The sequence below is a fragment of the Vibrio sp. 1978 genome (genome assembly GCF_033344345.1).
Genome location: NZ_JAWPOP010000023.1, coordinates 16,154 through 33,785 on the forward strand (window position 1 = coordinate 16,154; position 17,632 = coordinate 33,785).

General features: G+C 46.6%; 16 protein-coding genes and 1 pseudogene. All 17 read left to right on the forward strand.

Annotation, left to right across the window (positions count from 1 at the left end; genetic code table 11):
• Positions 1-19: 19 nt before the first annotated feature.
• A complete protein-coding gene (locus R8N49_RS18985) occupies positions 20-1,873 on the forward strand; it encodes a flagellar hook-length control protein FliK (RefSeq protein WP_258489239.1) in 1,854 nt (617 codons plus the stop codon).
• An 85-nt stretch (positions 1,874-1,958) separates the two neighbouring features.
• Positions 1,959-2,462, forward strand: a complete 504-nt coding sequence (fliL, locus tag R8N49_RS18990; protein ID WP_104975528.1) for a flagellar basal body-associated protein FliL — start codon at positions 1,959-1,961, stop codon at positions 2,460-2,462.
• A gap of 7 nt (positions 2,463-2,469) precedes the next feature.
• On the forward strand, positions 2,470-3,516 hold the full coding sequence (fliM, locus tag R8N49_RS18995; protein ID WP_005380478.1) for a flagellar motor switch protein FliM: 1,047 nt from the start codon (positions 2,470-2,472) through the stop codon (positions 3,514-3,516).
• Positions 3,517-3,574: 58 nt separating this feature from the next.
• A complete protein-coding gene (gene fliN, locus R8N49_RS19000) occupies positions 3,575-3,985 on the forward strand; it encodes a flagellar motor switch protein FliN (protein ID WP_005380479.1) in 411 nt (136 codons plus the stop codon).
• A gap of 1 nt (position 3,986) precedes the next feature.
• Positions 3,987-4,400 (forward strand): flagellar biosynthetic protein FliO, encoded by a 414-nt coding sequence (gene fliO, locus R8N49_RS19005; RefSeq protein ID WP_005380480.1) that lies wholly within the window; start codon positions 3,987-3,989, stop codon positions 4,398-4,400.
• Entirely contained in the window at positions 4,387-5,256 is an 870-nt protein-coding gene (gene fliP / locus R8N49_RS19010; protein WP_005380487.1) for a flagellar type III secretion system pore protein FliP, read from the forward strand. The genes fliO and fliP overlap by 14 nt, the downstream gene beginning before the upstream one ends.
• A 24-nt stretch (positions 5,257-5,280) precedes the next feature.
• Positions 5,281-5,550: a flagellar biosynthesis protein FliQ gene (fliQ, locus tag R8N49_RS19015; protein WP_005380488.1), complete on the forward strand. Its 270-nt coding sequence runs from the start codon at positions 5,281-5,283 to the stop codon at positions 5,548-5,550.
• A gap of 8 nt (positions 5,551-5,558) precedes the next feature.
• Positions 5,559-6,341 (forward strand): flagellar biosynthetic protein FliR, encoded by a 783-nt coding sequence (gene fliR, locus R8N49_RS19020; RefSeq protein ID WP_206949745.1) that lies wholly within the window; start codon positions 5,559-5,561, stop codon positions 6,339-6,341.
• Between the two features lie 3 nt (positions 6,342-6,344).
• A pseudogene (flhB, locus tag R8N49_RS19025) lies at positions 6,345-7,475 on the forward strand (flagellar biosynthesis protein FlhB).
• A gap of 210 nt (positions 7,476-7,685) precedes the next feature.
• Positions 7,686-9,785, forward strand: a complete 2,100-nt coding sequence (gene flhA / locus R8N49_RS19030; RefSeq protein ID WP_025998722.1) for a flagellar biosynthesis protein FlhA — start codon at positions 7,686-7,688, stop codon at positions 9,783-9,785.
• A 28-nt stretch (positions 9,786-9,813) separates the two neighbouring features.
• Positions 9,814-11,331 carry a flagellar biosynthesis protein FlhF gene (flhF, locus tag R8N49_RS19035; RefSeq protein WP_031780894.1) on the forward strand — a complete coding sequence of 506 codons (1,518 nt, stop codon included), beginning with the start codon at positions 9,814-9,816 and terminating at the stop codon, positions 11,329-11,331.
• Positions 11,332-11,345: 14 nt separating this feature from the next.
• Positions 11,346-12,233: a MinD/ParA family protein gene (locus R8N49_RS19040; RefSeq protein WP_005380498.1), complete on the forward strand. Its 888-nt coding sequence runs from the start codon at positions 11,346-11,348 to the stop codon at positions 12,231-12,233.
• Positions 12,226-12,960 (forward strand): RNA polymerase sigma factor FliA, encoded by a 735-nt coding sequence (locus R8N49_RS19045; RefSeq protein WP_005380499.1) that lies wholly within the window; start codon positions 12,226-12,228, stop codon positions 12,958-12,960. The genes R8N49_RS19040 and R8N49_RS19045 overlap by 8 nt, the downstream gene beginning before the upstream one ends.
• A 45-nt stretch (positions 12,961-13,005) precedes the next feature.
• Positions 13,006-13,374 carry a chemotaxis response regulator CheY gene (gene cheY / locus R8N49_RS19050; RefSeq protein ID WP_017635949.1) on the forward strand — a complete coding sequence of 123 codons (369 nt, stop codon included), beginning with the start codon at positions 13,006-13,008 and terminating at the stop codon, positions 13,372-13,374.
• Between the two features lie 118 nt (positions 13,375-13,492).
• Positions 13,493-14,233, forward strand: coding sequence for a protein phosphatase CheZ (locus R8N49_RS19055; protein ID WP_258489237.1), 741 nt, complete (start codon positions 13,493-13,495; stop codon positions 14,231-14,233).
• A gap of 9 nt (positions 14,234-14,242) precedes the next feature.
• Positions 14,243-16,483 carry a chemotaxis protein CheA gene (locus tag R8N49_RS19060; protein ID WP_258489236.1) on the forward strand — a complete coding sequence of 747 codons (2,241 nt, stop codon included), beginning with the start codon at positions 14,243-14,245 and terminating at the stop codon, positions 16,481-16,483.
• A gap of 29 nt (positions 16,484-16,512) precedes the next feature.
• The gene (locus R8N49_RS19065) at positions 16,513-17,625 is read left to right on the forward strand and encodes a chemotaxis response regulator protein-glutamate methylesterase (RefSeq protein WP_318190045.1); all 1,113 of its coding nucleotides are present in this window, start codon (positions 16,513-16,515) and stop codon (positions 17,623-17,625) included.
• Positions 17,626-17,632: the final 7 nt, after the last annotated feature.

Below are 17,632 nucleotides of genomic sequence, written 5' to 3' on the forward strand. Positions count from 1 at the left end.
CGAGAACGAGAGTTTCTAAATGAGTGTGAATTTGTCCCATGTATCTGCGACTACCAAGACGCCAGTTTCTGATGTGTCCGCTAAAGCGTCCGCAGAGAGCACTGAGAGCAAGGGATTTTTAGAAACGTTAACCGATGCGTTTGCTGGTAAACAAAAGCCCGAAAAAGTAGCAACAGAATCGACAGTGGTTGAAGAAAAAGAAAGAGCGGATGTAGGCAGTACTTCTTCTGCTAACGTCTCGGACGAATTGTTGGCGCAAGAAAGCCAAGAATCCGTCAGTGACGAGCCCCATGGTTTTGATGAAATATCAGCAAACAAACCGAATGCAACCTTAAGTGAAGAAGCAAGTTTACAAAAGGCGAGTAACAGCACACCTTTGGAGAATGATGTTGAAGCTATTGAAAAAGTGAAATCAACATCAATCGATACGAGCAACCCATCAAATACAGTGGACGTAAAAAGCACGATGGGCGAAGGACAACAGCTTCTTGGTCGAATTGAACAAGCGAATCAAACCCTGAATGCGAGTAATGCATCCATCGATAGTGGCAAAGTTTTGCCTCAGAGCGCGAATTTAGTGCATTCGTTCCACGAGCAAGCAACCGTTTCGACACACCTTGATGAGCTGGCTTTGAATGAAACGCCATCAGTTCATTCGCTTGAACAAGCACAGATGATCCCAGGACAAGACTTAGAGCCAATTTTAGATAAGAATGGTCAACCTATCGATGTCGACAAACTTTCGCCTGAGTTTGCTGCTTGGCAAGAGCTAGCGAAACAAGCCAGCCATCCGACGGCTAAGAGCGCAGTCAGTGGTGAAGTAGCTAATGATCTGTCGCCGTTGTTAACAGACGTTGATGGTTCCAACATCGACGCGCTTCCACGAGTCTCCTTGGATGAACTTGAAGTTATAGATACTAAGTTGGCGCAAGGAAAACCACTGACTCGGCAAGAAGCTCAGATCATTGAAGGGTTGAAACAAGGAAGGATCACGGCGGATATTCCTGATCAAGACCTTGCCCAATTTGTTGCGCTCCCTAATGACATTAAACAGATTCTCGCAGAGCAACAAGTACAACATAATTTAACTCGCCAGGCTGGACCTATGGCAGTGTCTCAGCAAATCCAGCATACAGCGGCTCAAGTACCCCAGCCACAAACTGCTCATAGTGGAGAAAAAGTCGCATTATCTCCAACGCCTGATACGTTGATAGCCGCGCAAGTGCCGACGTCGCTTCAAGGTGTGAAAGACGGAGAGATTAGCCAGAAAGTGATGAACGCAGCATTGGAGACTGGTGCGCTAAAGTCGACTGCGGATAAACAAGATAAGCCGGACCTCCAACATGGCTTCGCTGGACAGCTTCAGGCTATGGCAGGTCAGCAAGGAATTAATGTACAGCAACAAGCGCGTATTGATGCTGCACAACAAGCTCAGCTTCCGTTGCAACTAACTAAAGAGCTAGCCAACGAGCAAGTTGCGGAAAAAGTGCAAATGATGATGTCGAAGAATCTGAAAAATCTCGATATTCGTCTTGATCCACCAGAGTTAGGTCGTATGCAAATTCGTATGACCATGAATAACGACGTTGCCAATGTACATTTTACAGTGAACAACCCGCAAGCTCGTGACATTATTGAACAGACGCTCCCTCGTTTGAGAGAAATGCTAGCGCAACAAGGTATGCAGCTGGCTGATTCTTCCGTCCAGCAACAAAACAGCGGGCAACAGCAAGGTAGGTATACTGCTGAACAACATGGTCAAAGCGCGCAAAGTGGCGGTTTTTCTGGACAGTCCGAAGAGGGTTTTGAATCTGATGTCAATCTGGATTTGAATGTCGCTTCAAAGCGTGATGGAATTAGTTTTTACGCATAAAAGGCCGTTTAACGGCAATGGCATACGGTTACCAAGCAACTCACTAAAACGTCTTGGTAACTCAAAAGAACAATAAGAGACAAGAATGGCAGAAGAACAGTTACAAGGGGCCGATGCGCCGAAAGGAAAAAGCAAGTTACTTATCATCATCATCGCTGTTGTAGTATTACTACTTGGTGGCGGGGCAGCGGCATTTTTTCTAATGGGCTCTGATGAACCTGCTCAGGCTGAATCGTCTCAACAGGCTCAAGTGAAGGCATCGAATGCTGCGCCCATCGCGTATGTGAATCTTCCTCAGGCATTTGTATTTAACGTTACTGGGGATAGCCGCGATAGGTTGGTTCAAATTAAAGCGCAGTTAATGGTTCGCGGTGCAGAAAATGAAGAGTTGGCGCGGTATCATTCGCCACTGATTGAAAGCTCTATGCTATCAACGTTTGCTTCCGCGACGGTTGATCAATTGCGCTCTCCTACAGGACGAGTGGAATTGCGCGATCGTGCTTCCGAAGATATCAAAGCAGCGCTGAATGCTGCGGTCGGTAAGCCAGTGATTGAAAAAGTACTGTTTACAGATTTTGTTATTCAATAGGTAAAACGTGACCGATCTATTAAGCCAAGACGAAATTGATGCGCTATTGCATGGGGTTGACGATGTTGATGACGTCGATGAACCGATAGAAAACGACACTGAGGGTGCCGTCAATTTTGATTTCTCGTCGCAAGACAGAATCGTACGTGGTCGAATGCCGACGCTCGAACTTATCAACGAGCGCTTCGCACGGCACATGCGTATTAGTCTGTTTAATATGCTGCGTAAAACGGCAGAGGTGTCGATCAATGGCGTGCAGATGATGAAGTTTGGTGAATACCAGAACACATTGTACGTGCCAACCAGTTTGAACATGGTGCGTTTTCGTCCGTTAAAAGGCACTGCGTTGATCACCATGGAGGCTCGTTTAGTCTTTATTCTGGTAGAAAACTTCTTTGGCGGTGATGGTCGATTCCACGCCAAAATCGAAGGCCGCGAATTTACCCCAACGGAACGCCGCATCATTCAGTTGTTACTGAAAATTGTATTTGAAGATTATAAAGAAGCGTGGTCGCCAGTGATGGGGGTAGAGTTCGAATATCTCGACTCTGAAGTAAACCCAAGCATGGCAAACATTGTCAGCCCGACAGAAGTGATTGTCGTGAGTTCATTCCATATAGAAGTTGACGGCGGTGGCGGCGATTTTCATGTCGTTATGCCTTACTCCATGGTTGAGCCTATCCGTGAACTATTGGATGCAGGTGTTCAGTCCGACAAGATGGAAACGGACGTTCGCTGGAGCTCAGCACTACGTGAAGAGATCATGGATTGTCCGGTTAACTTCCGCGTGAACTTGCTCGAAAAAGACATTTCTTTGCGTGATCTCATGGAGCTGCAACCGGGCGATATCATCCCGATTGAAATGCCAGAACATGCGACGATGTTTGTAGAAGACCTACCGACCTATCGCGTAAAAATGGGTCGTTCGGAAGACAAATTAGCGGTGCAAATTTCTGAGGAAATTGAGCGCCCACATGTCGTCAAAACAGATTTAGCTTTCTTAGGTAAAGACATCATGTCCGAGCTTGAGAGTGAAGACGATATAGACCATTAAGATACCTTATTAAATAGACATGCTATGGCATGAGTAAGGCGTAACACAGGATAGAAAAATGGAACCAAGTGACGATCAAAAGCTAGCAGACGAATGGGCAGCCGCTCTTGGCGAAGACCCGTCTGCCCCTTCTGTAGACGTAGATGAAGTATTGGCTGCGCCACTGGAAGAGCTAAAAGACACTTCAAGCCCAATTAGCGAAGATGAGCGTCGTAAACTCGACACTATTATGGATATCCCGGTGACGATTTCGATGGAAGTCGGTCGTTCTCAAATTAGCATTCGGAACCTGTTGCAGCTTAACCAAGGTTCGGTTGTTGAGTTGGATCGTCTAGCCGGTGAGTCGCTCGACGTATTGGTTAACGGTACTTTGATTGCTCACGGCGAAGTCGTGGTCGTCAACGATAAGTTTGGTATCCGTTTGACGGATGTGATCAGCCAAACTGAACGAATTAAGAAGCTGCGTTAAGATGAGTCGTTCAATCAAAATGCGACTGAAGCAAATCACTGGAGCACTGAGCTTAATGCTAAGTGCTCCTTATGCATTTGCTGCCGCACCAAATAATCTGGATCTTGCGACGACACTTGGCTCGCTTGTGCTTGTAATCGGCGTGATTCTTTTACTGGCTTGGTTGCTGAAACGTATGCAAGTGCCAGCGATGGGACAACAAAAGGGCTTGCGTATAGTGAGTCAGTTGCCAGTGGGTACAAAAGAAAGAATCGCAGTAGTTCAAGTGGGTGAAGAACAGTTTTTGGTTGGGATTACTAGCCAATCGATCCAAACTTTAGCCAAGTTAGATAAGCCACTGAAAGAGGAAGAGTTGGCGACCAATGCTTTTGCGACTCAATTTAGCCAGCTGATCAAAAAACATGACAAAGGGTAATCCAATTCGTTTGCTCCTGAGTACGTTGTTACTTTTTGTCGGCGTGCTGTTTTCTTCATTTACCTTTGCTGAAGCAGAGGAGTCAGCGCTGCCAGATAACTTAGCCGATGGAAGTAGTGTTACAGTTCAGGCTATGCAAAGTGATACTGGTGCTAGCCGTGCTATGTCCGTTTCTAGTGGCGGTGGTATTCCAGCATTCACCATGACCACGAACCCTGATGGCAGTGAAGACTACTCGGTTACACTACAAATTTTAGCGTTAATGACCATGCTTGGCTTCTTGCCTGCCATGGTGATTCTGATGACCTCGTTCACTCGAATTGTGGTGGTGATGTCGATATTGCGTCAGGCAATGGGTTTGCAACAAACGCCTTCTAATCAGGTTATTATTGGTATTGCGCTGTTTTTGACCTTTTTTGTTATGTCTCCTGTCCTGAACGAAATCAACGACAAAGCTGTTCAGCCTTATTTGAACGAGCAAGTCACGGCGCGAGAAGCGTTTGATGCTGCACAAGCGCCAATGAAAGCATTTATGCTTAAGCAGACCCGAATCAAAGACTTGGAGACGTTCGTAACCATGTCAGGAGAGCAAGTCGAGAATCCAGAAGATGTGTCGATGGCGGTATTGATTCCGGCTTTTATCACCTCAGAGCTAAAAACTGCATTCCAAATTGGCTTTATGCTCTTCTTGCCGTTTTTGATCATTGACCTTGTAGTCGCTTCGGTACTGATGGCAATGGGTATGATGATGTTGTCACCAATGATTGTTTCGTTGCCGTTCAAGTTGATGTTGTTCGTATTGGTCGATGGTTGGAACTTGATACTCTCGACACTTGCGGGCAGCTTTGCCCTTTAGATAAGCGCAGATAGAGGATAAGACATGACACCAGAAATGTTTGTCGAGCTTTTCCGTGAAGCACTTTGGATGGTGCTTATCATGGTCTGCGCTATTATCATCCCAAGCTTGCTTATCGGCCTTGTAGTCGCGATTTTTCAAGCTGCGACATCCATCAACGAACAAACATTGAGCTTCTTACCGCGTTTGATTGTCACGCTTTTGGCCCTGATGCTGTTTGGGCATTGGATGACGCAAATGTTGATGGAATATTTCTATGGCTTGATTGAACGCTTACCTCAGGTGCTTTATTAGAGGCGCCTATGGAGTACCCCACTAGCGTTGTCTTAGATTGGATCGCAAACTACTTCTGGCCCTATGTTCGTATCTCATCCATGTTGATGGTGATGACAGTAACCGGGGCCCGATTTGTTTCGCCAAGAATCCGCCTTTACCTCGGTTTAGCCATCACTTTCGCTGTCATGCCAGCCATCCCCGCCGTACCTCAGGACATTGAGCTACTCTCGTTTCGTGGCTTCATGACCATTGCCGAGCAAATGATCATCGGCATAGCGATGGGTATGGTTACTCAATTTATGATTCAAACCTTTGTCCTACTTGGTCAAATATTGGGTATGCAATCAAGTTTGGGCTTTGCTTCTATGGTTGATCCCGCAAATGGTCAGAACACGCCATTGCTTGGCCAGTTATTCATGTTCTTAACGACAATGTTTTTCCTTGCCACCGATGGACACTTAAAAATGCTGCAATTGGTGGTGTTCAGTTTTAAAACTTTGCCGATTGGCTCCGGCTCGTTCAACGCGGTTGATTTCCGTGAAATGGCAGGCTGGCTTGGTATTATGTTCCAAACGGCATTGAGTATGTCTCTATCCGGCATTATTGCACTACTGACCATTAACTTGTCGTTTGGTGTAATGACCCGTGCCGCACCACAGCTGAATATCTTCTCGCTTGGTTTTGCTTTTGCTTTGATGGTGGGTCTATTACTTTGTTGGTACATACTGGCTGGTCTATACAGTCATTATGAAATGTTCTGGACAGTGGGTGAGGCGCAGATTTGTCGGCTTATTCGCTTGGAGTGCTAAGATTTGGCAGAATCAGACGGTCAGGAACGCACCGAAGAAGCCACGCCCCGACGGTTACAACAAGCCAGAGAAAAGGGGCAGGTCGCTCGATCTAAAGAGCTCGCATCAGCATCTGTGCTGATCGTTGGCGCCATTTCATTGATGTGGTTTGGCGAGGCGTTAGCACGTTCATTGTTTTCCATCATGAGCCGTTTATTTGATCTTCAACGAGAAGAGATTTTCGATACTGCAAAACTGTTTGATATCGCTTTGGGCGCGATGAGTGATTTGTTGTTCCCACTATTTTTGGTGTTAGCGACATTGTTTACCGCCGCCATGATTGGAGCAGCAGGTGTGGGAGGAATCAGTTTTTCTGCCCAAGCAGCCATGCCCAAGCTGTCGAAAATGAATCCGCTTAGCGGCTTAAAGCGAATGGTTGGCATGCAAAGCTGGGTAGAGTTGATCAAATCAATCCTTAAAGTGGTTCTGGTCACTGGTGTCGCCATCTATTTGATCCAAGTATCGCAGGCCGATCTGATTCAATTGAGCATGGATGTGTATCCGCAAAACATCTTCCATGCTTTAGATATTTAGCTGAACTTTATTTTGCTGATCAGTTGCTCGCTATTGATTGTGGTTGCCATCGATATTCCATTTCAAATTTGGCAGCACGCTGATCAGTTAAAAATGACCAAGCAAGAAGTCAAAGACGAATACAAAGAGACTGAAGGTAAGCCGGAAGTGAAAGGCCGTATTCGTATGTTGCAAAGGGAAGCTGCTCAACGTCGAATGATGGCGGATGTTCCTCAAGCTGATGTTATTGTTACTAACCCAGAGCACTTCTCGGTAGCGCTTCGTTATAAACAGAAGACAGACCGTGCGCCAGTCGTGATCGCTAAAGGTACTGACCACATGGCGATGAAGATTCGAGAAGTCGCCCGCGAACATGACATTACGATTGTGCCAGCACCACCTTTGGCTCGTGCGTTGTACCACACGACAGAGCTCGAGCAAGAGATCCCCGATGGGTTATTTACTGCCGTCGCTCAGGTTTTGGCATTTGTATTCCAATTGAAGCAATACCGAAAACGAGGTGGACAGCGCCCGAAAATTCAAGATTATGATTTGCCAATCCCGCCCGAGCACCGTCATTGATACGAAAAGCGGTAAAGCCTTAAAAAAGCTCGTTTGATCAAAAGCTAAGCTCTATTTGAGTGTTTAGTCATTATTTTGGCGCTAATTATGGTACATAGATTGCTTAAAACGCTTTAATTATCAACCCTACCTAAACTTTTAGGCTAAAGCGGTCGCGTATTAATAGTAAGAGCTTACGCGACGCTTCAATCGATTGAGATCTCTCGTAGTATGAAGTTAAGCCTGCCGTTTGCAGATAAATTGCCACGAATCCCTCAACGTGAAATGCCAGCTATTGGTGCTCCGGTGATGGTTTTGGCCACCCTAGCGATGGTGGTACTGCCGATTCCAGCATTTTTGCTGGATATGTTCTTCACCTTTAACATCGCGCTGTCGATGGTGGTGTTGTTAGTGACCGTTTACACACGTCGCCCTTTGGACTTCGCTGCTTTTCCAACGGTATTGCTGATCGCCACGTTGCTCCGCTTGGCTTTGAACGTTGCCTCGACTCGTGTCGTCTTACTGCATGGTCATGAAGGCGGTAATGCGGCAGGTAACGTAATTGAGGCGTTCGGTAACGTCGTTATTGGTGGTAACTACGCGGTCGGCCTAGTGGTTTTCCTCATCTTAATGATCATCAACTTTATGGTGGTGACCAAAGGTGCGGGTCGTATCTCTGAGGTAAGTGCTCGCTTTACGCTTGATGCGTTGCCGGGTAAGCAAATGGCGATTGATGCGGACTTGAATGCCGGATTGATAGACCAAGAGCAGGCAAGAGTTCGTCGTTTTGAAGTGACCAAAGAAGCGGATTTCTATGGCTCGATGGATGGTGCCTCGAAGTTCGTAAAAGGGGACGCGATTGCCGGTATTTTGATTCTGTTTATCAACATCGTCGGCGGTCTGTCGATCGGTATGGCGCAGTATGGATTGGGTTTCGGTGAAGCGATTGAAATCTATACCTTACTGACAATCGGTGATGGTTTGGTCGCACAAATCCCATCGCTATTGCTGTCAATTGCAGCGGCAATGATGGTGACACGCCAAAACACCGATGAAGACATGGGTGAACAACTGGTCTTCCAGATGTTCGACAACCCAAAAGCGCTGATGATTACTGCGGCTATTCTTGGTGTGATGGGCATCGTACCGGGCATGCCACACTTTGCGTTTTTGAGCCTGGCAGTCGCGGCCGGTGCAGCGGCATATTTCATCGACAAACGGCAGAAGCAGAAAGCGAAAGAGCCCGCTTTACCAGCAACAGCAGACGAAGGTACAGAACCTTCCTCACAGCGCGAACTGTCTTGGGATGACGTCCAGCCAGTCGATATTATTGGCTTGGAAGTCGGTTATCGCTTAATCCCTTTGGTGGACAGAGACCAAGGTGGGGAACTGTTAGAGCGCGTAAAAGGCGTGCGTAAAAAGTTATCGCAAGATTTTGGGTTCCTAATTCCAGCGGTTCATATTCGTGACAATCTTGAGCTGACCCCAAACAGTTACCGAATTACATTGATGGGGGTTGCGGTGGGCGAAGCAGAGATTCGTCCGGATCAAGAGCTAGCGATTAACCCAGGTCAGGTGTATGGCATGATTGATGGTGAGCCAACCATTGACCCTGCTTTTGGACTGGAAGCCGTATGGATCCGAGAAGATCAGCGAGAGCACGCGCAGGCTCTGGGTTATACGGTTGTTGATTCATCAACGGTATTAGCGACGCACCTAAGCCAGCTATTGACCAACAACGCATCACAGCTAATTGGCCATGAAGAAGTAGAGAATTTATTAGAAATGTTGGGACGCAGCGCGCCTAAGTTGGTCGAGAACTTTGTTCCTGACCAATTACCATTAGGTGTGGTGGTGAAAGTCCTACAAAACTTGTTAAACGAGGCCATTCCAATCCGCGATATTCGCACGATTGTTCAAACTTTGGCTGAGTACTCAAGTAAGAGTCAAGAAGCTGACATATTGACGGCAGCAGTTCGAATTAGTCTTAAACGCCTAATTGTTCAAGAAATCAATGGTATAGAGCCTGAGCTACCAGTGATTACTTTGATACCCGAACTGGAACAAATATTGCATCAAACTATGCAAGCATCAGGAGGCGAATCCGCGGGGATTGAACCGGGACTCGCTGAGCGATTGCAGTCTTCACTAAGCCAAGCGACACAGGAACAAGAACTGAAAGGCGAACCTGCCGTTCTGCTTACTTCCGGTGTATTACGCTCGACGTTGGCGAAATTTGTGAAGAACACAATACCTAATCTCCGGGTACTGTCTTACCAAGAAATCCCGGATGAAAAACAGATCAGAATTGTGCAAGCCGTGGGTAACTGATCTCACGCATCATTAATGGATTCATAGTTTGAAAATAAAGCGATTTTTTGCCAAAGACATGAGAACGGCGCTGCTCCAAGTGAAAGAGGAGTTAGGCGCGGAAGCGGTGATCATGTCAAACAAGAAAGTGGCTGGTGGAGTAGCGATTGTTGCGGCGATAGATAGTGAATCTAATCCGCCTCAAGCAAGCGCAGCGTCACAGCAAAATCGCGGTGCTTCTCAATCGAATCGCTATAACGAACATCGTCAAATGTCATCGTCTTCTGCTGATCGTTACCAAGATCGTCATTTAGATGAAGATAAAATTAGCCTGAACAGTAATAACAGTAACAATGAAAAAACAGGCTCAATGACGCAGCGATTCGCTAATATGCTTAAGCAATATAGCGGTGGTGCAGCAGATACTGACGACCACGTAGCGGAAAATGAAGATTCGCTCTCTGCTTTGCTGCAACGCCAAAATAAGCATCGCGACGGCTACAACCAAGAAAAGCCAGCGCCATATCAACCAGATTCACCTTTGGCGAAGCTAATCGCACAGGACAATCGATTTGAACGTCCGACGCCCAAGCTGGACCCGACGCGCTATGACCGACGTCGCCCAAGTGATGAGCGTGACGAATCGGCCGATGAGCTAGAAAGCATGCGCGAAGAGATGACGTCAATTCGTCGTCTGTTGGAGCACCAAGTTTCTGGTCTGATGTGGCAAGAAGTAGAACGCCGTGAGCCACTAAGAGCAATGCTGATTAAGCGCTTAGAGCGAATGGGCGTTTCTCCGGAGTTAGCAGACCAGATGGCCTGTTATATCCCGGAAGATACAAAGCCAGCGCGAGCGTGGAAAGCGTTATTGTCGCTGGTGGCGGATCAAATCAATATTCCTAAACAGGACATTTTAAAACGTGGTGGCGTAGTCGCATTGTTGGGTCCGACGGGGGTTGGGAAAACAACAACCGTAGCGAAACTCGCAGCACGCGCAGCCATGGAATACGGTGCCGACAATGTGGCCCTTGTGACAACAGATACATATCGCATAGGTGCACATGAGCAACTCTCAATTTACGGAAGAATCATGGGTTGTCCCGTAAGAGTTGCTAAAGATTCTAACGAGTTAGCCGATGTTATATATCAGCTAAGAAACAGAAGACTGATTTTGGTCGATACGGCAGGGATGGGGCAACGAGATGTGAGGCTTTCCGAGCAGCTCGACACTCTAATGCAAGAGAGCGGGGAAGTGATTCACAGCTACCTTGTTTTGCCGGCTACCGCACAACGTCGTGTTCTACAAGAAACGCTGGATCACTTCCGACGTATACCACTTTCGGGTTGTATTATGACGAAGCTTGATGAGTCATTAAGCCTAGGCGAATTCATCAGTGTAGTGATTCAAAACGCAATGCCAGTAGCTTACATCGCTAATGGTCAGCGCGTACCAGAAGACATTGTGATAGCGCAACCAAAATATATGCTTGCGAAAGCAAATGAACTGTTAGAGAAGTCGACAGAGAACGAACCTCACTTTTGGAACAGTGACAGTGAAGGACTCTAAGGCGGCGGACTACTATGACTGAGAATATGATACACGATCAAGCAAGCGGCCTCCGTCGCTTAACACAACCATCGTTGACCAAAGTGATTGCTGTTACTGGCGGCAAAGGTGGTGTGGGGAAATCAAACGTAACACTGGGTCTGGCGATTTGTATGGCTCGCCAAGGCAAGAAGGTGATGGTTCTCGACGCTGATTTAGGTCTGGCCAATGTGGACGTGATGCTCGGAATTCGTGCAAAACGTAATCTAGGACATGTCTTAGCGGGTGAATGTGAGCTAAAAGATGCGATTGTCGAAGGGCCTTATGGTATAAAGATAATTCCTGCAACTTCTGGCACACAGAGCATGACAGAGCTTTCTCACGCTCAGCATGCTGGACTCATTCGAGCATTTGGTAGTCTTGAAGACGAAATGGATGTCCTGCTGATTGATACCGCTGCTGGTATCTCTGACATGGTAATCAGTTTTTCGCGAGCAGCTCAAGATGTGGTTGTAGTTGTGTGTGATGAACCGACGTCAATCACAGATGCCTATGCATTAATCAAGCTGTTGAGTAAAGAACACCAAGTTCAACGCTTTAAAGTTGTAGCAAATATGGTCAGAAGCTACCGTGAAGGGCGAGAATTGTTTGCAAAGTTGACACTAGTCACAGAGCGATTCTTGAATGTTAGCCTTGAACTCGTAGCATGTATTCCATTAGATGATAAAGTACGACAGGCTGTAAAAAGACAAAAAATTGTCGTTGATGCGTTCCCACGCTCGCCTGCCGCTTTAGCTATCAGCTCACTAGCAAACAAAGCGTTGACGTGGCCACTACCGAAAACACCAAGTGGACACTTGGAATTTTTTGTGGAAAGGTTGCTAAATCGTACCGAATTCGCAGAGGACCCTTTTGGTGAATAAAGCGATAACCTATGACCAACATGGCAAATTTAATAGCCAGCAGGCGTTCATTGAACGTTATTCAGTGTTGGTTAAGCGCATTGCTCACCACCTACTAGGCCGTTTACCGCCGAGTGTTCAGGTAGAGGATTTAATTCAGGCCGGCATGATCGGTCTTATCGAAGCTCAGCAGAATTATGATGGTTCTAAAGGTGCGAGCTTTGAAACTTATGCAGGTATCCGTATTCGTGGCGCAATGTTAGATGACATGCGTAAAGGCGATTGGGTACCGCGTTCTGTTCATAAAAATAATCGAGAGATTAACCAAGCGATTGCGGAGCTGGAAGGCGAATTAAATCGAGATCCTACTGATTCTGAAGTAGCCACGCATCTCGGTATGACACTGGATCAGTATCATAGTGCTCTTACCGATATCAACTGCTCAAAATTAGTCGGTATTGAAGATTTAGGCGTTTCTGATGATGTGATTTCACCGGCGGATGAAACCGATGACAGCAACCCATTCAAAGGGGTAGTTGATGAATCATTTCGAAAAGCACTGGTTGAATCAATAAAACAGCTTCCAGAGCGTGAAGCTTTGGTTCTTTCGCTTTATTATGATGAAGAACTCAATTTGAAAGAAATTGGCGATGTGTTAGGCGTAAGCGAATCTCGCGTAAGTCAAATACTGAGTCAAGCGATGCAACGTTTACGTACCAAGCTCAGTGCGTGGACACAAAATGACTAAAAACACTGATTTTACGATTCAGTGGAGGCAATTTTGAATAAAAACATGAAGATCCTTATTGTTGATGATTTCTCAACAATGCGCCGTATTGTTAAAAACCTGCTTCGTGACTTGGGTTTCAATAACACTCAAGAAGCGGACGATGGTTTAACCGCATTACCAATGCTGAAAAAAGGTGACTTCGATTTTGTTGTAACTGACTGGAACATGCCAGGTATGCAAGGCATCGATTTGCTTAAACACATCCGCGCGGATGCAGAACTTAAGCATCTGCCAGTTCTAATGATCACGGCTGAAGCGAAGCGTGAGCAGATCATTGAAGCTGCTCAAGCAGGTGTAAACGGCTACATTGTTAAGCCATTTACTGCTGCAACATTAAAAGAAAAATTAGATAAAATTTTCGAGCGTTTATAACTCTCTCTTTCTCTTTGTTATTCGAGTCATTCATACCAATTATTAAATACCTATTAAATGACTCGTTTAGCGTTTTCAAAGTGATAAGAAGAACTAAACGTAAAAGGGTCTATTCAGAATGATCTCACTAGAGCAGGCGAAGTCACTCGTTCAAATGCTAGAAAACGGGGAACAAGACCAAGCCAATATGCTTGTTGTCTCGATCTACGAAGGTGCCGATAACCCAATGCTGCAAGAAATTGGAGCGTTAACTCGAGACCTTCACGAATCACTCAAGCAGTTCAGTCTCGATCAGCGCATGACCGAAATTGCGAAAGACGAAATCCCTAACGCTAGGGATCGTCTCAATTATGTGATCGAGAAGACAGAGCTTGCAGCCAACAAAACAATGGATGCGGTCGACTGCTGCCTTCCTATCGCTGATAACCTGCATGATTGCCTTCTAAAAGTTCGTCCTCAATGGAATGAACTCATGCACGGGCGCATAGAATTAAGCGAATTTAAAGCACTGTGTCACCGAATCGACGGGCTATTAGTGCAAGTCGAAGGTGACAGCACTGAATTGCGCGGCCAATTGACCGAAATTCTCATGGCGCAAGATTTCCAAGACCTAACTGGCCAAATCATTCGCCGCGTAATTACGTTGGTTAATGAAGTTGAAGGCCGCTTAGTGGAAATCCTAACCGTATTCTCTGGAAATAAACTTGAAGAACATATTCAAGTTTTGTCAGAACCGGCAGATAAAAAGAATACACAAACAAGCGAAGCCGAAGGCCCGATTCTTCATCCAGAACTGAGAGAAGATGCGGTTTCATCGCAGGACGAAGTCGATGACTTGTTGTCCAGTCTTGGATTTTAAAGGTAACGTATGAGCTACGATTTAGACGAAGATATTCTTCAGGACTTTCTCATTGAGGCTGGGGAAATTCTCGAGCTGCTTTCTGAGCAGTTGGTTGAATTGGAAAATAACCCAGAAGACAAAGACTTACTTAATGCTATTTTCCGCGGGTTTCATACCGTAAAAGGCGGTGCCGGCTTCCTTTCATTGGCAGAGCTAGTCGATACTTGTCATGGTGCGGAGAACGTGTTCGACGTTTTACGAAACGGTCAACGCACGGTAACGCAAAACTTAATGGATACGATGCTAAAAGCCTTGGATACGGTTAATACCCAGTTCCAGGCTGTTCAAGATCGTGAGCCGTTAGAAGCTGCGGACCCTGAGCTTCTTGAAGAACTTCATCGTCTATGCAAACCTGAGTCAGAAGATGAAGTAGCGGCAACCGTAGTTGAAGAACCAGTGGCTACTCCAGAGCCTATTATTCCCGAGCCTATCATCGAAGAACCTGCTGCTCCGTCAGCACCATCAAGTGTCGGCTCTGTTGATGAAATTACCCAAGACGAATTCGAAAAGCTACTTGATGAGCTTCATGGTAAAGGTTCAGCGCCAGGCGCCTCAATGTCTGCGACATCTACAACGCCATCTGAACCGCCTCAATCGAGTGCGCCATCAGTTGAAAGTGGTGATATCACTGATGATGAGTTTGAACGTTTACTCGATGAACTGCACGGTGTAGGAAAAAGCCCTTCTACGGCAGAGGCTGCTGCGTCTGCATCCGTACCAGTAGAGCCACCTAAAGCGGCAGAGCCTTCCGCTCCAGTGTCATCTTCATCAAATCAAGACAGTGACTTAATGACGGACGAAGAGTTCGAAAAGTTACTCGATGAGCTACATGGTTCAGGTAAAGGTCCAACGCTAGAAGAATTGGATATGGCAACGAAGCCTGCTTCAGCAAACGTAGAGCAAAGCCCTGCGAAACCTGAGCCTGTTGCTAAGCCAGCACCCGTTCAAACAGCGCCAGCACCAAAGCCAGAATCTAAACCAGTCGCCGTAAAAGAAGAAGCTAAAGCACCAGCGGTTAAAAAACCTCAGGCTGAAGCAACCGTTCGTGTTGATACCTCGACGCTTGATACCATCATGAACATGGTGGGTGAGCTCGTATTGGTTCGAAACCGCCTATTAAGCCTTGGTTTGAATAGCGACAACGAAGAGATGTCCAAAGCGGTCGCTAACCTTGATGTGGTAACTGCGGATCTACAAGGCGCGGTAATGAAAACGCGTATGCAGCCAATTAAGAAAGTGTTTGGCCGTTTCCCGCGCGTTGTCCGTGACTTGGCTCGTAACCTAAATAAAGACATCGTGCTAGAAATGCGCGGTGAAGAAACCGATCTCGATAAGAACCTTGTAGAAGCATTGGCCGATCCGTTGATTCACTTGGTACGTAACTCGGTTGATCACGGTATTGAAATGCCAGACGCACGCGCGAAGGCCGGCAAATCACGCACAGGTAAAGTGATTTTGTCAGCATCGCAAGAAGGGGACCATATTGAACTATCCATCGTAGATGATGGTGGCGGTATGGACCCGAACAAACTGCGTGGCATCGCGGTGAAGCGTGGCATGATGGATGAAGATGCGGCGGCACGTTTAACAGATAAAGAGTGCTTCAACCTTATCTTCGCACCTGGCTTCTCAAGTAAAGATAAAATTTCTGACATTTCTGGTCGTGGTGTGGGTATGGACGTGGTTAAGACGGCGATCAATACCTTAAACGGTTCAATCGATATCGATTCTGAGCTAGACAAGGGCACTAAGATTACGATCAAAGTACCACTAACGTTAGCGATTTTACCGACTCTGATGGTCGGTGTTGGCGGTCATCCGTTTGCTCTACCACTGGCTTCGGTGAGTGAAATTTTCCACTTAGATCTTAGCCGTACAAACGTGGTAGATGGTCAGTTGACGATCATTGTGCGTGAGAAATCTATCCCACTATTTTACTTACAAAACTGGTTGGCATCCAAATCGCAAAGCGTCCAAGAGCGTACTGGTCACGGTCACGTGGTGATTGTACAGATTGGTAACCAGCGCGTTGGTTTTGTTGTGGATACGCTTATTGGTCAAGAAGAAGTGGTTATTAAGCCACTCGATAATCTATTACAGGGCACTCCAGGTATGGCTGGTGCGACAATTACTAGCGATGGCCATATTGCATTAATTCTAGATGTGCCCGATTTACTTAAGCGATATGCTGCGGCTTCACGCCTTTAAGCAAAGCTGACGTTATTAAAAGGAATAAGATGGCGATTAAAGTACTAGTCGTTGATGATTCGAGTTTTTTCCGACGTCGCGTGAGCGAAATCATCAACTCAGAATCGCGCCTAGAAGTGATTGACGTTGCGGTAAATGGTAGAGAGGCGGTTGAGAAAGCCAAATCTCTCAAACCTGACGTCATCACGATGGATATTGAAATGCCAGTGATGGATGGCATTACAGCTGTACGTGAAATAATGGCCGCTGCTCCAACGCCAATTCTAATGTTTTCGTCCCTGACCCACGACGGGGCGAAAGCTACGCTTGATGCGCTAGATGCGGGCGCATTGGACTTCTTACCGAAAAAGTTTGAGGACATTGCGCGTAACCGTGAAGAAGCGGTGTCATTACTTCAACAGCGTGTGATTCAGATTGCCTCGAAGCGCGCTTTCATGCGTCGACCTATCGCTCGCCCAACAGCGAGTACCAGCACGACTACTCGATCATTAGGTTCAAGAACGGCTTCACCTGTGACTCCAACACCAACTCGACCTGCTGCGACAAAGTACCGTGCTTCTGGTAAGAAGTATCAACTGACGGCAATTGGCACATCAACAGGTGGCCCCGTTGCTCTACAAAAAATTCTGACGCGCTTGCCGATGAACTATCCGCATCCGATTGTATTGATTCAACACATGCCAGCAACGTTTACTGCTGCGTTTGCCAGTCGTTTGAACACCTTGTGTAAGATTCAAGTGAAAGAAGCACAAGATGGCGATGTGTTACAGCCCGGTGTGGCATACCTTGCACCAGGTGGGAAACAAATGATGGTAGATGGACGAACGGGCGCTGCTCGTCTTCGCATTATTGATGGCGGCGACCGCATGAACTACAAACCATGTGTGGATGTGACTTTTGGTTCTGCCGCAAAAGTATATGGCGACAAAGTGCTCTCTTTAGTGTTGACAGGCATGGGTGCAGACGGTCGTGAGGGCGCTCGCATGTTGAAGTCTTCAGGCTCAACAATTTGGGCACAAGATGAAGAAAGTTGTGTTGTTTATGGCATGCCCCAAGCGGTTGCTAAAGCAGGCATTTCTTCAGAAGATTTACCGCTTGACCGCATTGCTGAACGCATGTTGGTGGAAGTTGGCCTAGCTTAGGATTCAT

Excerpts from the sequence above, each read along its gene's own strand:
- R8N49_RS18985 (WP_258489239.1), top strand. The coding sequence starts at position 20 with ATGAGTGTGAATTTGTCCCATGTATCTGCGACTACCAAGACGCCAGTT.
- fliL (WP_104975528.1), top strand. The coding sequence starts at position 1,959 with ATGGCAGAAGAACAGTTACAAGGGGCCGATGCGCCGAAAGGAAAAAGC.
- fliN (WP_005380479.1), top strand. The coding sequence starts at position 3,575 with ATGGAACCAAGTGACGATCAAAAGCTAGCAGACGAATGGGCAGCCGCT.
- fliO (WP_005380480.1), top strand. The coding sequence starts at position 3,987 with ATGAGTCGTTCAATCAAAATGCGACTGAAGCAAATCACTGGAGCACTG.
- fliP (WP_005380487.1), top strand. The coding sequence starts at position 4,387 with ATGACAAAGGGTAATCCAATTCGTTTGCTCCTGAGTACGTTGTTACTT.
- fliQ (WP_005380488.1), top strand. The coding sequence starts at position 5,281 with ATGACACCAGAAATGTTTGTCGAGCTTTTCCGTGAAGCACTTTGGATG.
- fliR (WP_206949745.1), top strand. The coding sequence starts at position 5,559 with ATGGAGTACCCCACTAGCGTTGTCTTAGATTGGATCGCAAACTACTTC.
- flhA (WP_025998722.1), top strand. The coding sequence starts at position 7,686 with ATGAAGTTAAGCCTGCCGTTTGCAGATAAATTGCCACGAATCCCTCAA.
- R8N49_RS19040 (WP_005380498.1), top strand. The coding sequence starts at position 11,346 with ATGACTGAGAATATGATACACGATCAAGCAAGCGGCCTCCGTCGCTTA.
- cheY (WP_017635949.1), top strand. The coding sequence starts at position 13,006 with ATGAAGATCCTTATTGTTGATGATTTCTCAACAATGCGCCGTATTGTT.
- R8N49_RS19055 (WP_258489237.1), top strand. The coding sequence starts at position 13,493 with ATGATCTCACTAGAGCAGGCGAAGTCACTCGTTCAAATGCTAGAAAAC.
- R8N49_RS19060 (WP_258489236.1), top strand. The coding sequence starts at position 14,243 with ATGAGCTACGATTTAGACGAAGATATTCTTCAGGACTTTCTCATTGAG.
- R8N49_RS19065 (WP_318190045.1), top strand. The coding sequence starts at position 16,513 with ATGGCGATTAAAGTACTAGTCGTTGATGATTCGAGTTTTTTCCGACGT.